The sequence below is a fragment of the Acinetobacter sp. UBA3461 genome (assembly GCF_002381195.1).
Classification (GTDB): domain Bacteria; phylum Pseudomonadota; class Gammaproteobacteria; order Pseudomonadales; family Moraxellaceae; genus Acinetobacter; species Acinetobacter schindleri.
Window position 1 is genome coordinate 128019 of the sequence record NZ_DFRO01000026.1, and the last position, 12872, is coordinate 140890.

The 12872-nt window shown below is 42.6% G+C and carries 13 protein-coding genes and 1 tRNA gene; 9 read left to right on the forward strand and 5 right to left on the reverse strand.

Annotated elements, in window-relative coordinates; translation table 11 throughout:
- On the forward strand, nt 1–630 hold a 630-nt coding region (locus B3D47_RS06675; RefSeq protein ID WP_286860776.1), incomplete at its 5' end, for an FAD-dependent oxidoreductase.
- Between the two features lie 87 nt (nt 631–717).
- Nucleotides 718–808: transfer RNA gene (locus B3D47_RS06680), tRNA-Ser, on the forward strand.
- A 626-nt stretch (nt 809–1434) separates the two neighbouring features.
- On the opposite strand, the gene B3D47_RS06685 is transcribed toward B3D47_RS06680, so the two are convergent.
- The gene (locus B3D47_RS06685; RefSeq protein ID WP_286860778.1) at nt 1435–2799 is read right to left on the reverse strand and encodes a sensor histidine kinase; all 1365 of its coding nucleotides are present in this window, start codon (nt 2797–2799) and stop codon (nt 1435–1437) included.
- Nucleotides 2792–3466, reverse strand: coding sequence for a response regulator (locus tag B3D47_RS06690; protein ID WP_286860780.1), 675 nt, complete (start codon nt 3464–3466; stop codon nt 2792–2794). The genes B3D47_RS06685 and B3D47_RS06690 overlap by 8 nt, the downstream gene beginning before the upstream one ends.
- 166 nt (nt 3467–3632) lie before the next feature.
- Between B3D47_RS06690 and dsbD the strand changes: the two genes are divergently transcribed.
- The 4 genes from dsbD (at nt 3633) to B3D47_RS06710 (ending at nt 7587) form a co-directional block, all read left to right on the forward strand.
- Nucleotides 3633–5513, forward strand: coding sequence for a protein-disulfide reductase DsbD (gene dsbD / locus B3D47_RS06695; RefSeq protein ID WP_286860782.1), 1881 nt, complete (start codon nt 3633–3635; stop codon nt 5511–5513).
- On the forward strand, nt 5510–6358 hold the full coding sequence (locus tag B3D47_RS06700; RefSeq protein ID WP_286860784.1) for a TlpA disulfide reductase family protein: 849 nt from the start codon (nt 5510–5512) through the stop codon (nt 6356–6358). The genes dsbD and B3D47_RS06700 overlap by 4 nt, the downstream gene beginning before the upstream one ends.
- Nucleotides 6359–6376: 18 nt before the next feature.
- On the forward strand, nt 6377–7117 hold the full coding sequence (gene dsbG, locus B3D47_RS06705) for a thiol:disulfide interchange protein DsbG (protein WP_286860786.1): 741 nt from the start codon (nt 6377–6379) through the stop codon (nt 7115–7117).
- Nucleotides 7118–7224: 107 nt separating this feature from the next.
- Entirely contained in the window at nt 7225–7587 is a 363-nt protein-coding gene (locus tag B3D47_RS06710; protein ID WP_286860788.1) for a YidH family protein, read from the forward strand.
- Here the strand turns inward: B3D47_RS06710 and B3D47_RS06715 are convergent.
- Nucleotides 7584–7904, reverse strand: coding sequence for an ArsR/SmtB family transcription factor (locus B3D47_RS06715; RefSeq protein WP_286860790.1), 321 nt, complete (start codon nt 7902–7904; stop codon nt 7584–7586). The two genes, B3D47_RS06710 and B3D47_RS06715, sit on opposite strands and share 4 nt — an antisense overlap.
- 120 nt (nt 7905–8024) lie before the next feature.
- Between B3D47_RS06715 and B3D47_RS06720 the strand changes: the two genes are divergently transcribed.
- From B3D47_RS06720 to B3D47_RS06730, 3 genes are read left to right on the forward strand one after another with little or no spacing between them, the layout of a single operon-like run.
- The gene (locus B3D47_RS06720; protein ID WP_004810628.1) at nt 8025–8441 is read left to right on the forward strand and encodes a YeeE/YedE family protein; all 417 of its coding nucleotides are present in this window, start codon (nt 8025–8027) and stop codon (nt 8439–8441) included.
- 1 nt (nt 8442) lies between these two features.
- Nucleotides 8443–8859, forward strand: coding sequence for a DUF6691 family protein (locus B3D47_RS06725; protein ID WP_004893727.1), 417 nt, complete (start codon nt 8443–8445; stop codon nt 8857–8859).
- A gap of 2 nt (nt 8860–8861) precedes the next feature.
- A complete protein-coding gene (locus B3D47_RS06730) occupies nt 8862–9734 on the forward strand; it encodes an MBL fold metallo-hydrolase (RefSeq protein ID WP_163172731.1) in 873 nt (290 codons plus the stop codon).
- A gap of 202 nt (nt 9735–9936) precedes the next feature.
- On the opposite strand, the gene B3D47_RS06735 is transcribed toward B3D47_RS06730, so the two are convergent.
- Nucleotides 9937–11856, reverse strand: coding sequence for a sensor histidine kinase (locus tag B3D47_RS06735; RefSeq protein ID WP_228722195.1), 1920 nt, complete (start codon nt 11854–11856; stop codon nt 9937–9939).
- Nucleotides 11766–12440 (reverse strand): response regulator transcription factor, encoded by a 675-nt coding sequence (locus B3D47_RS06740; protein ID WP_286860795.1) that lies wholly within the window; start codon nt 12438–12440, stop codon nt 11766–11768. Before B3D47_RS06740 ends, B3D47_RS06735 begins: the two co-directional genes overlap by 91 nt.
- Nucleotides 12441–12872 lie beyond the last annotated feature (432 nt).

The following is a 12872-nucleotide window of genomic DNA, read 5'->3' on the forward strand; positions in this document are numbered from 1 at the left end:
GGCGTTGTACCACGCGCCTTGAAGATTGCGGGTAGTGATGCGCCACAGGTCTTGTCCTATACCGAAGTGTTGAATGGAGCATCTGTCGGAGATCGAGTTGCCGTGATTGGTGCAGGAGGGATTGGTTTTGATGTATCTGAATTTTTGCTAAAACCGCCATTGCAACCCCATCCAATACCTGTAGATGAATGGAAGCGTGAATGGGGAGTAGACCCAAATCCAAATTATGTGACTGAAGGAGGAATGCAGCCTGCGGAGGTTGAAGCACCAGTCCGGGAAATTTATCTGCTCCAACGTAAAACCACACCACTTGGTGCTGGTCTAGGGAAAACCACAGGCTGGGTACATCGTGCACAATTGAAAAAACATGGTGTACGCATGCTGCGGGGTGTGCAGTATAAGTCGGTTACTGATGAAGGCTTATGGATTGAAGTGGATGGACATGACCAATTGCTACGCGTAGATACGATTGTGGTATGTGCCGGTCAGGAATCAGTGAAAGAAATCATGCCTGTTGAAGGTCAAAAAACTATAGCTAAGTATCATATTATTGGTGGTGCCAAACTGGCGGCAGAGCTGGATGCCAAACGCGCGATTCGTGAAGGTGCTGAACTGGCAGCCAGATTGTAAGGATTTGATGAAACTATATGCAGTTGATTGCATTCACTGTAATTTTCACTTGTCAGGTGAGAAAAAGCTCCGTATGATGGCGCACATGGAAGCGTGGCAGAGCGGTTTAATGCACCGGTCTTGAAAACCGACGAGGGCTTATACCCCTCCGTGAGTTCGAATCTCACCGCTTCCGCCAGATACGAAAAACCCCAGTCAATGACTGGGGTTTTTTTATTGCCTGGATATTTTGAATGCGGAACCTGAATCATTAAATTAAAGTAAAAATTAGAATGTGGGGGACATATAAACGACTGAGATAGATTGACAGTGATAAAGTAGATAAAAAGTGCCAAAAGCTAAAACTTAGACCTTTTTTGTGTGGTAAATAGGATTAAACGTGGTTTGAGTTAATTGAGCGCTATAACCACTATAGAGGTTAAAAAAGCAGAACTTCATCTGGACAAAATAATAAAGCTTTCAGCTGGCGAAAATCTTGATCTATGTATTGATACTGATCCTCATGGGAGCAAGTGCTCAAACTTAAATAACAGAAAATAAAACTTCAGCTTTAGGGGGAAATTAAGAATTTTATGTTTGCATGATTATTAGAGTCTTTCATAAATTATGTTTAATCACTATCAAGACAATTACTTCTCCATAGAAGATTTGCGAAACAGGCTCCTTAGGAAGAGCTTTCCACCCGCTCATCCTGTTGCGAGGCAGTGTTTCTTATCCCAAAGAGAGAAGACACTTTTAGTATCCATTTAAAGATAAATAGCACGATCATTTTTTGATTTATAAAAGAGATCTATTAAATTCAAATTAATTTTGAATATATCGTCGAATTTTGATGGTCAGTCCTACTGGCTGACGCTGCTGAAATCCAAGGTGGTATTGATAATTACCTAGCAAGCTTTTAACCAATGCCAGTCCCAGACCATGGCCATGCTGCTGAGCAGATTTTCGCCAGAAGCGTTGTCCTAAATATGGAAGATCTTCTGCTATAAGTTGTTGTTCATCATCTTCAATCACCAGACAATCAGGCTGCATGGAAATCCAGATATGGGCAGCCTGTGCATGCAGCAGGGCATTTTCAAGCAGATTTTTCAGTACCGTATACAGCACAAATTCAGGCAGCTGAATTTCGCCCAAGTTGTCCCAGTTTACTTGTATTTTTTTGTTCATTTCTGGATAGCGTGTACCTAAGTCTGCAAGAACTTTCTCAAGTGTAGGGCGAAGCCAGATGGCCTCAGGCATTGCCTGGATACTGTTTTCTGATTGGGTCAGCAATAAAAGCTGCTCGAGTAACAGCGTATAACGCCGGATACTCTCATTGGCCTGCTGCAAATTATGCTGAATGGATTCAGGCAGGTGCTGCTGCTGACCGATCAGCTGGGCCAGTTGTACATGGGTTTTAATTGCAGTCAGGGGACTGCGTAATTCATGTGCAGCATAGGCACTAAAGGCTTTCTCCTGTTGCAGACTGTCATTGAGTTTTTGAATCAACTGCGTGGAATTGTTGACAAAAGGCTGTACTTCCTGAGGGATGCTTGCAGGCTTGAGCTGCATTAAAAAATCTGCCGCCTCTGAATAGCTAAGGTCTTTCTGGTTCAGGTATTGACTGAGCTGATCCAAAGGCCGGAACTGTCTGCGGATAATAAAGATGATCAAGGCAATACAGATCAGTAGTGAGAAGACTAAGGGAACCAGTACGGACTGTAGAATCTGCTGTAGTAAGGTATCCCTCAAGAACATGCGTTCTGCCGCCACCACCTGAATATCACCACGACGCAGGACATAACTGCGCCATTCCGTATCACCCTTCTGCCAGGTGCTGAATCCTTCTGGTCGCTGGCTTAAATTTTGGGGGGCACCGCGTGTTTTGGCAATTACCTGATTACCTAACGAGATGTCAGAGCTAAAAAGCGAGACTTCACAGGCAATTAACTGGTTTGCATCATCATTCTTGGCTAATTTGGATAAGGTTGCATCCCCCAGACTATCTAGCGGTAATTGCTGAATCAGCCAGGCAACCATTTGCGCAGATGCCGATAAGCGTTGATCCAGCGTGTCTTGTAAACGCTGTTTCAGGTCAATATACAGCCATGAAAATACTGCACTCCACAGCACAATAAACACGGCCAAAAGACTCATGACCAGACGCCATTTCAAGCTGTGACTAAACATGACGCTGCTCAAACGGTTTGAAAATATATCCCACACCGCGAACGGTTTGAATCAAGTCTGGATGCAGTTTTTGTCTCAGGTGATAAATGTGTACATTCAGGGCATTGCTCTCGATAGCGTCCTGAAAACCATAGAGCTTATCAATAAGCTGTTCATTTTTCAGGATCTGATTGGGGTGGCTCATCAGGGTTTTCAGCAGGCTGAATTCACGGCGAGATAAATTCACGGCCTGGTTTTGATAGGTCACAGTCTGGGTATCCCGGTTTAGAACCAGTTCATCAAATTGCAGTGTATTCGAGGCAAAGCCGCGGTGGCGACGGGTGAGGGCATGAATCCGGGCAATCAGTTCCTCCAGCTCAAAAGGTTTGGTCAGGTAGTCATCGGCACCGGCATTCAGGGCCTGAACGCACTGATTGGTCCGTAGCCGCGCCGTCAATACCAGTACTGGGAGATCAATTTGGTCGCGTCGCCAGCTATGCAGCAGCTCCAGGCCATCCTGATCCGGCAGGCCTAAATCCAGTAAATACAAATCGACTGCAGTATGCCGGATAAAATAATCCGCAGCACGTGCGTGACTGACATGCTCTACTGAAATATTCAGATAGTTCAGAGCAGCACAAATGCTCTGTGCGATATAGGGATCATCCTCAACCAATACAATAAACATAGAACATCCTGATCAAACTGCCATTATTTTATAAATGATTTGGGCTGTTAATGTTGCTTTAATTTTAGTTTTTCAATAATGCAGTCCTAACAGGAGGAGATCAGCTGGATGTTGAAGTGGATATTGGGTGCCGTGATCGGCGGTGGAATCATGCCGGGAACTGCATATGCAGATTTTTTTACCACCAGATCAGGCATTTCAGTTTCAGGTGGTTTCTACAAGTCAGGATCAGGTAGAGCTTAGCTGGAAAATCGCAGAGGGTTATTATCTGTATCATGACCAGCTTAAAGTGTCTCATCAGCAGATCCCAGTCAAGTTGGCACTGCCCAAACCCGAAGACAAAGACGACCCCAATTTCGGTTTGACTCAGGTGCATTATGGGCAAGTCAAAACCAATCTGAATGTTGAGCCCAACGAGCAGTTTGCGGTGCAGTGGCAGGGCTGTGCAGAAAGCGGTTTATGTTATCCGGTGCAACGCACCACAATAACAACTGATGTAGATGGTTTATTTCCAGCGCAAAACTTGAGCAAAACCCCAAAACTGCTGGCCAGTACTGCACAGCCAGAAGCAAACAAACAGATTCTGACTGCTCAGAAAGATGAGCTCCAAGCTATAGAGCAAACTCCAAGTACAAATCAAGCGCTGGCTGAAGAAAAGGTAGAGGAAATGCAAGTCGCTGCAGTTTCTGAACCTGTGGTGCAGCCTGAGGTGGAATTAACAGAGAAAAATGACCCGCCTATTGCAGACCCTAAAAATCAAACTTCGTCAGCAGGCATGAATAGCCAGTGGAACAATGACCAGTATTTTTTAAGTCTGCTGTCAGAACAAGGTCTGTTAATTAATGCTCTGATTTTTCTCGGGCTTGGCATTCTGCTGGCATTTTTACCGTGTTCTTTACCTTTAATTCCAATTTTAACGGGTATTCTGGTCCAGCAGCACCGGGGCTACCGTGCGGCACTGATTGCGCTGGTTTTCGTTTTGGGTATGGCACTGGTCTATGCGGTCATGGGACTTGCTGTGGCACAGCTCGGTTACAGTTTTCAGCGTTGGTTTCAAAGTCCGGTATTCATCAGTATTTTCAGTATTCTGTTTGTTTTGTTCGCACTTAATCTGTTCGGAGCATTTCAGCTGTCCTTACCCCAAGGCATGTTGCAGCGTCTGGATCAATGGCAGCAAAAGCAGAAGGGTGGCACGTTGATTAGTGCTGGTCTTATGGGCATGATCGCGGCACTGATTGTCGGGCCATGTATGAGTGCACCGTTGGCCGGTGCCTTAATCTATGTGTCTCAGCTTAATCAACCAATGCTGGGAGCCAGTTATCTGTTCGTCTTAGGCCTTGGGCTGGGCTTGCCACTATTTATTGCTGCCGTATTTGGGTCCCATCTTTTACCCAAGCCTGGCATCTGGATGGATCGCCTGAAGTTTAGTTTTGGTTTTGTCATGCTGGCCCTGGCCTTGTATTTTGCCCGCCCTCTATTGCCCGGCATTTTATACCTGAGCCTTTTGGGCGTGGTACTGATCATCTGCTCCGGCTATTTCTTGTTCAAGATGCTGCCCCATGTGCATCGGTCTGTATCGAAAATAGTCCTGATGCTGCTCAGTGGTTTACTGGTCTATGCAGGAGGTATGCAGCTCTATCATGTCTGGAGTCAGGTACAGGTCGCCCATGTGGAATCACGGCTTGAATGGCAGAAGGTCAGCACAGCCGCACAATTGCAACAGGTTTTAGCCAAGCATCGCGAACAGCCAGTGGTGATTGATGTCTATGCAGACTGGTGTGTGGCCTGTCAACCGATTGAAAAGGAAGTGATTCCACGTAGTGATGTCCAGACGGCTTTACAAAATGTGGTTCGTATCAAATTAGACCTGACCCACTATCATCCAAGTCAGGATGAGCTGCTAAAAGAATGGCAAATCCTCGGTCCGCCCACCTTTATATTTTTAAATGCAGCACATCAGGAACAGCGCGAGTTGCGCTTGACAGGAACTTTTAGCGCAACACATTTGCTCGGTAAATTGCAGCAACTGCAAGGGGAACAACCATGATGATTTCAAGTGATGCGCTACATCTGGGACCTTTGATGTTGCCCTGGACACTCATAATTGTTGCCACTGGCTTGATGCTGTTATCTGCCGTGCTGTTTGGATTAGCCAGAAAGTATTCATGGTCTAAACGGCTGCTTGGACAAAGTCAGGATTTGCTCTGGAGCAGTTTTTTGCTGGGGATGCTGGGTGCGCGTCTTGTTTTCGTCCTGCTTAATGCCGAGCTGTATTTTGCAGCACCCATCGACATACTGAAAATCCAGGACAAAGGTTTCCATTTATGGGGAGGGGTGCTGATTGGTGCTTTGTGGTATGTCATTCGAAACAGACAGTTGCAGACCCGATTCAAAGCCATCTTGTTGATCATCTTTGTACTCTGGATCGGGCTTGGGCTCGCGTTCAAATCCAGTCTAAAAACTGAAGCAGCGTTTCCTGATCTAGTCTTTGCTGGATTAGAACAGGAGCATCTGGGTACAGACAAGATTTCACTCAGCCAATTCATTGGCCAGCCTACGGTAATTAATTTGTGGGCGAGCTGGTGTCCGCCGTGTCATCGCGAAATGCCGGTGTTGGCCAAAGCAGCCAAGCAACATCCTCAAGTGAATTTTGTCATGCTCAATCAGGGTGAGGAGGTTGAAACTGTAAATGCCTATTTAAAAAAACATCAGTTTCAATTTAAACATGTCCTGCTGGATCCATATGGTGAACTCCCCCAGCAGTTGAATAGTTTTGGCTTGCCAACGACGCTGTTTTTTAATGCTCAAGGCCAGCTGGTCGAGCGGCATATGGGGGAACTCAGTCCGGCCATGTTGCAGCAATATTTAAACAGAATTTCAGATCAACCTTAAAAAACGGAAGAACTTAGTATGAACAAAATTTACCAGGTGCTTGGTGCAGGTATGTTCCTGATCATGAGCATGCACACGAAGGCAAATATTAAACAGCATATTGAACAACAGGGTTTTGTGTTTGTAAAACAGATTCCGGCACCGCAAGGAATGACCGGCTGGGTGGGGCATGAAGACCAGTATTCCAATACGGTATTTATCTCCAACGATGACAAATATTATATCAAGGGCGAACTGTTTGATGCACAAGGGAAAAGCCTGTCCAATGAGCAGATTGAAAAGCATATGAAAAAAGCGGTATTGGACGATGTCTGGAAAACCCTGGAAAAATCGACCTGGATCCAGGACGGCAAGCCAGATGCACCACGGGTGGTTTATGTCTTTTCCGATCCAAATTGTCCATATTGCTATAAATTCTGGCAGGCGGCCCGGCCTTGGGTCGAATCAGGCAAGGTACAGCTGCGTCATATTCAGGTCGGTGTGATCCGCGAAGAAAGCCGTGGTCAGGTGGCAACATTGTTAATGTCGAAAGATCCAGCGGCAGTTTTTAACGATATGAACCAGAATAAAGGCAAAAAGCAGCTCAAGAAAATGGAAAAGATTCCTGTCGAAATTGCTGCAAAAATTGATGCCAACCAGGCCCTAATGGGGAAATACGGCTTTTTCTCCACACCGTCGATGGCCTGGAAAAATAATCAGGGTGAATTTAAATCTGCTCAAGGTCTGGCGATGGACGTCAAGGAAATTTTTGAACAATAATATTTTAACTACATGATAGAAAAGTGATTTTTACTTAAAATACCTATACATGATTGAGATCCAGATTTACATTGGTGGATAGGCTAAGCATGAAGAGCAGATAAGATATGTCAAATTTGGATGATCCACGGGTACTGCTTGCTTTGGAACGAACCGCTCTGGCGTGGAACCGGAGTGGTTTGGCATTAATTGCTTTTGGTTTTGTGATTGAAAAATCCAACCTGCTAGTGCAACTGGTGGACCCAGACACTTATGCACAGAAAATAGCTTATTCACAATGGCTGGGAATTGCGGTGGTTGTATTTGGTATGTTGGTAAATTTCGCCTCAATCCTGCAATATCGACGGGGGTTGACATCACTGCGACCGCCGGAATTTATTGAAGGTTATTACACCCAGTATCCCGTATGGCTAAATCTGTTTACTGCTTTTAGCGGACTGCTTCTGATCATTTCTTTTTGGCTGCACTAAGAAGCGGGTTTGGCGCAATACAGCTCGTACAGCTTTTGCATCAGGCTCAAGACCTTGGGATCACTCAGACGATAGAAAATCTGTTTGCCCTCACGTCGGGTGCCAACCATGTCGGCCTTACGCAGTACAGTCAGCTGTTGTGAAAGTGTAGGTTGATGAATATCGGTAGATTCTTCAATTTCCTGAACATTCATTTCCCCGTCGACTAAGATACATAAGATTTTCAGACGATCAGGATTGGCTAAAACTTTTAGGCATTGGCTGACGAAATCGACCTGTGAAAAATCAATTTTGGCATTTGCAGCAATCATATCCATAGATGTCCTCGAAACCTTTGATGTAGCCCGTGCAGTTTACACAATTTACCATAAAACTGCTTGATTATTATTTTTTATTATATAATATAAAAAAGTATATTGTATAGGGATTGATTCATCATGCATGACTTCCTCATCGCATTTATTGGCGGTTTAATGCTCGGACTTTCAGTGGTCGGCTATCTGTACGTCAATGGCCGTATTGCAGGAATCAGTGGTTTGGTTGGGCAGGTATTAAACCCAAAAACTGTATTTAAAACGCCTGCGATCTGGTTTTTATCAGGCTTGATCATCACACCGTTTATTTATGGTCTGTTTGTACAACCTGAAATCGAATTGAATGCCAGCCCATTGATGATGATTGTGGCGGGTCTGCTGGTAGGCTTCGGGACACGTTTGGGGTCGGGCTGTACCAGTGGTCACGGAATTTGTGGCATTAGTCGGCTGTCTAAGCGTTCTATTGTCGCGACGATGACTTTTATGTTTGCAGGTTTTGTCACCGTTTATATTATCCGTCATATCACAGGAGCATTCTAAAATGAAAAATGTGTTTGCCTTTTTATTTGGTGCTCTATTCTCTGTGGGTCTGATGGTGTCGGGCATGTCCAATCCTGAAAAGGTACTCGACTTTCTGGATCTGTTTGGTGATTGGGATGCCAGTCTGGCCTTTGTCATGATGGGCGCGATTGCAGTGGCCTTTATTCCTTTCCAGAAAGCAGTACGTAAGGCTCAACCGAAAACAGTATTTAATGAGCCTATTGATTTGCCTAAAAATAATCAGATAGATAAGAAACTGATTACCGGTGCGGTTTTATTTGGTGCAGGTTGGGGCATTGCCGGCATCTGTCCGGCGCCAAGTTTCACCTTGATCGGTTTGGGCCACTATCAAGTGCTCTATTTTATTGTAGCAATGCTGGTGGGTGTATGGATTCACCGTAAATGGTCAGGAGCTTAATGATGTCAAACTTACCTATAGTAAAAGATTTTTTTCACGAAGATACCAATACCTTCAGTTATGTTGTACGTGATCCGGAGACCAAGGCCTGCGCCATTATTGATAGCGTTCTGGATTATGATCCGGCATCAGCAAGTACCTCAACTATTCATGCCGATAAAATTATTGCCTATATTAAAGAGCAGGATTTAACGGTCGAGTGGATTCTAGAAACCCATGTACATGCTGATCATCTGACTGCAGCGCAATATCTCAAGGCAGAACTGGGTGGTAAAATTGCCATGAGCCAGAAGATTTCTGTGGTACAGGAAACCTTTGGTGCGATTTATCATCTGGACATAAAACAGTTTAATGCCCTGCAACCATTCGACTACCTGTTTGAGGATCATGAGCATTTCAAGATTGGTGAAATGGATGCCTATAATATTCCTACACCAGGGCATACACCGGCCTGTCTCAGCTATGTGATCGGGGATGCGGTATTTGTAGGTGATACCCTGTTTATGCCGGATTATGGTACAGCGCGTTGCGATTTCCCGCGTGGTAGTGCATCGACTTTATTCGATTCGGTACAGTCACTGTATCAGCTTTCGCCTGAAACTCGTATGTTCTTGTGTCATGACTATTTGCCTGCAACGCGTCATGATTATGTGTGTGAAACTGATGTACACACCCAGAAAACCCAGAATATTCATATCCACGAAGGCACCAGTAAAGCAGAGTTTGTCGAAATGCGACATCAGCGTGATGCTACTTTAAATATGCCGAAACTGATTCTGCCGGCAATTCAGATCAATATGAAAGCAGGGCAGTTCCCTGAGCCTGAAGCCAATGGTGTGTCTTATTTGAAATTGCCATTGAATTATTTTAAATAATTTTGAGCTGCTGTTTCTGTAAGCCCTGTAGATACAGGGCTTTATTGTTCATAACACTTGATTATAAAAGGAAAATGCCAGATCATTTTATTTTCTTTCTATACTTCACCTCATTCTGTGCCACACTACATTTAAGCATCGGAGGAAAAGAGCAGCTTAGTCTTGATATATTAAAATAGGTGTTTAACTATCCTAAATAATTTTAAAAACTTAACATGACCTGAATATGAGTTCCCCGACCTGAAGACAGGATATTCAGTGTACCATTCGCACGTTGAGCACGTATTTTCATACTTTGTAGCCCTATATGCTTGGCTTCTATAATACATTTAGGATCAAAACCGACGCCATTATCCCGAATATTCAGGATTAATGCCTGCTCTGTCTGTTCAAGCCCGATACTAATCTCACTTGCCTGACTATGTTTAATAATATTGGTCAGTGCTTCTTCAAGAATACGTGTCAGGGTTAAACATTGCAGAGGTGTGGGCAACTTGTTCCATTTATCTGGTATTTGCCAATGTGCAGCAATGTGCAGCTCATCAAAAATTTCCATAAAGCGATGGCGGGTTGGCGCTGCCCATAATATTGGACTATCAGGTATTTTTGCATCCAGACTTGAACCATGATCAATAATCTGGCGTAAGTCATTACTTAATAATTTTAAAATCGATAAAAATTTTTCTTTTTCTAAATGATCATTGCGGCTCACCAGTTCGATTGAACGAACAATTGAACCACCAATACCATCATGCAAATCACGAGATAAATTAACGCGTTCTTGAAGGCGAATATTTTCTAAAGCTAATTGGTACTGAGAATTTAAAGATGAACTGAGTTTTTGAGTCACATTATCAATTTCGTCTTTTAAAGTTTTATTAAATCGTGAAATCACCTTATTGTTACGATATAAACGCAGACCTAGTAAAAGCCCTAAGAATAAAGCACTAAATGGTGAAATAAAAGGTGACCAGAATTCATTTTGATAAGTCAGGATTTGATAAGCATCATGAATCGCAACCGGAACAAAAAATGCATGTAATCCTGCCATTAAATACACTTCAATTTGTTTAGATTTATAAGTTAAAAATGGATAAGTAGAATTTTCTAATAAGAAAATAATCATATTAAGGATGAAAAAGAAATGAATAGTTTGTTTTAAATATTCATCTGGAATAACTGCGAGTACAGCAGTGGCAAGAAAAAATATAAACAAAAGCAGTTTTTCAATTCGAGGAAATTTCAGATTGGCAAAGCGCCAGATAGAAACACAGGAGACCAAGGTATAGGTTGAAAATAACCAGGCGAGCAACCTGTCGACCTGAATACTGCTGAGTGGGGTTGAATACAGCAGAAAGAACAGGGAATAGCCGAGCCAAAACAAGACATTCGCACTGATCCAGAGATATGCTGATTCCTTACGGTATATAATCCATACCATAAAGTAAAAAATACCAATAATTACATTGATTAAAAAACCAATTGAAATCAATGTCTTTTGCTTGAATTGATACTCTTGATAAAGTGGCAGTAGCTGGTTATAAGGTCCAATATGGACATGACCTAAATTTCCTTCCTGAATTGATGCGCTTGCTACATATATCCAGATCGTATTTTCTTTTGTCTTAAGAGCAGAGATGGGAATTTGCCAGCTACGTGGAATATTCCAACTTCGTGATAGTGGTTCAGTTAAAGATTGATCTTTCCAAAGTAAATCATCGTTTAAATAGACTTTTCCAGCCATATTAATATGACTAATAACAAGACTCAGGGGGTGGTCAGGCTTATTTTTACAGTCATAGGTCCAGTGAATTTTATACCAGGCATTACCTTTATAATCTTTCCAGTGTGAATTGATGAAATCAGGAAAGTGCTCGACTTTTGCCCAGCCTGTTGTTGGTCGTTCAACAGGGTTATTAGGAATTGCTTTGGCGATAAAACTTTCTGTAATGTATGCTTTACAGGAGGTTGAGGAAGACTCTGGTGATTGGGCATGCAATTGACAGACGAAGAAAAACAGCAGGCATAAAATTAAGAGATTAACCCCATAGTGCGTGCAGTATGGATAGCTTTCGACCTGTTGCTCACGCAAAGTTTGCGATAAATATTTTTGATATGACATTCGATTGTATATTTTGATAGAAACAATGCTTCGGCAATCTCTCTATTACTCATCCCCTGAGCGACCAGATTTAAAATTTCATATTCACGTTTAGAGAGTAAATCATTTTTCTCTAGGTTTGAATGCTTTTCTATTGATTCAAAAGAAATATTTTTCAGAATTTGCTGCGCAATAAAAGGATCGATTGGTGCACCTCCCCCAATGACATTACGTATGGAGAGTAATATTTCAAAGTCATCACGTTCTTTTAAAAAATAACCTGTTGCCCCGGTATGGATGGCCTGAAGGATAATGTTCTGTGTGCAGCAGGTCGAAATGACCAGAATCGGGAGTTCTGCATTCAGATGATGTAGGGTTTGAATGACCTCTAGTCCTGAGCCATCAGGTAAGCCGAGATCGATCAAGGCAAGTGCAAAAGAATATTGATCAATGAAGGTATGCGCCTGTTTAACTGACTGCGCATAATAAATGACGTCGGAAGTATAGCCCAGTTCTCGCAACAGTTTTTCAGTCCGTTGTTGCATGAAAATATCATCTTCTAAAACTAATATGGGGGCAGGTAATTCCATTTCGTACGTCAGCATCAGATTGATGTCTCCCTCAAATCAAAGTGCATTTTATGAAAGAGCATGCGCCTGCAGGAAAGGACGCTATTTATAATTCAGTCGTTGTGGTGCTTTATTAATGTAGCCTAAATTTTATATATATTACAAATATTTTTAATACTTTAGAGCGGATATTTTTAACTTACAATTTATGCATTATTTCCTATAACAAATATCAAATTTTTCTGTTCTATTCCATACGTTCAATACACCTCTAACCTTTTTCGTTTCGTTATAAGAAGAATAAATACTAGGAAAAATCGAAATGAACAAATGCCATTTTTTTAGTTGACCGAAAATTTTTATGATTTTAACGGGAGATTTATGGAGCATTTAGTTTTCTAAACATGACCTAAATCAGATGAATAATTTTGGAAAATACCAATTTTCAGGGATATGTAAAGTTTCTTT

What these genes read in the sequence shown, in the direction of transcription:
- B3D47_RS06685 (WP_286860778.1), bottom strand. Translation starts at nt 2,799, where the DNA reads ATGTTTAGTCACAGCTTGAAATGGCGTCTGGTCATGAGTCTTTTGGCC.
- B3D47_RS06690 (WP_286860780.1), bottom strand. Translation starts at nt 3,466, where the DNA reads ATGTTTATTGTATTGGTTGAGGATGATCCCTATATCGCACAGAGCATT.
- dsbD (WP_286860782.1), top strand. Translation starts at nt 3,633, where the DNA reads ATGCAGATTTTTTTACCACCAGATCAGGCATTTCAGTTTCAGGTGGTT.
- B3D47_RS06700 (WP_286860784.1), top strand. Translation starts at nt 5,510, where the DNA reads ATGATGATTTCAAGTGATGCGCTACATCTGGGACCTTTGATGTTGCCC.
- dsbG (WP_286860786.1), top strand. Translation starts at nt 6,377, where the DNA reads ATGAACAAAATTTACCAGGTGCTTGGTGCAGGTATGTTCCTGATCATG.
- B3D47_RS06710 (WP_286860788.1), top strand. Translation starts at nt 7,225, where the DNA reads ATGTCAAATTTGGATGATCCACGGGTACTGCTTGCTTTGGAACGAACC.
- B3D47_RS06715 (WP_286860790.1), bottom strand. Translation starts at nt 7,904, where the DNA reads ATGGATATGATTGCTGCAAATGCCAAAATTGATTTTTCACAGGTCGAT.
- B3D47_RS06720 (WP_004810628.1), top strand. Translation starts at nt 8,025, where the DNA reads ATGCATGACTTCCTCATCGCATTTATTGGCGGTTTAATGCTCGGACTT.
- B3D47_RS06725 (WP_004893727.1), top strand. Translation starts at nt 8,443, where the DNA reads ATGAAAAATGTGTTTGCCTTTTTATTTGGTGCTCTATTCTCTGTGGGT.
- B3D47_RS06730 (WP_163172731.1), top strand. Translation starts at nt 8,862, where the DNA reads ATGTCAAACTTACCTATAGTAAAAGATTTTTTTCACGAAGATACCAAT.
- B3D47_RS06735 (WP_228722195.1), bottom strand. Translation starts at nt 11,856, where the DNA reads ATGTCATATCAAAAATATTTATCGCAAACTTTGCGTGAGCAACAGGTC.
- B3D47_RS06740 (WP_286860795.1), bottom strand. Translation starts at nt 12,440, where the DNA reads ATGCTGACGTACGAAATGGAATTACCTGCCCCCATATTAGTTTTAGAA.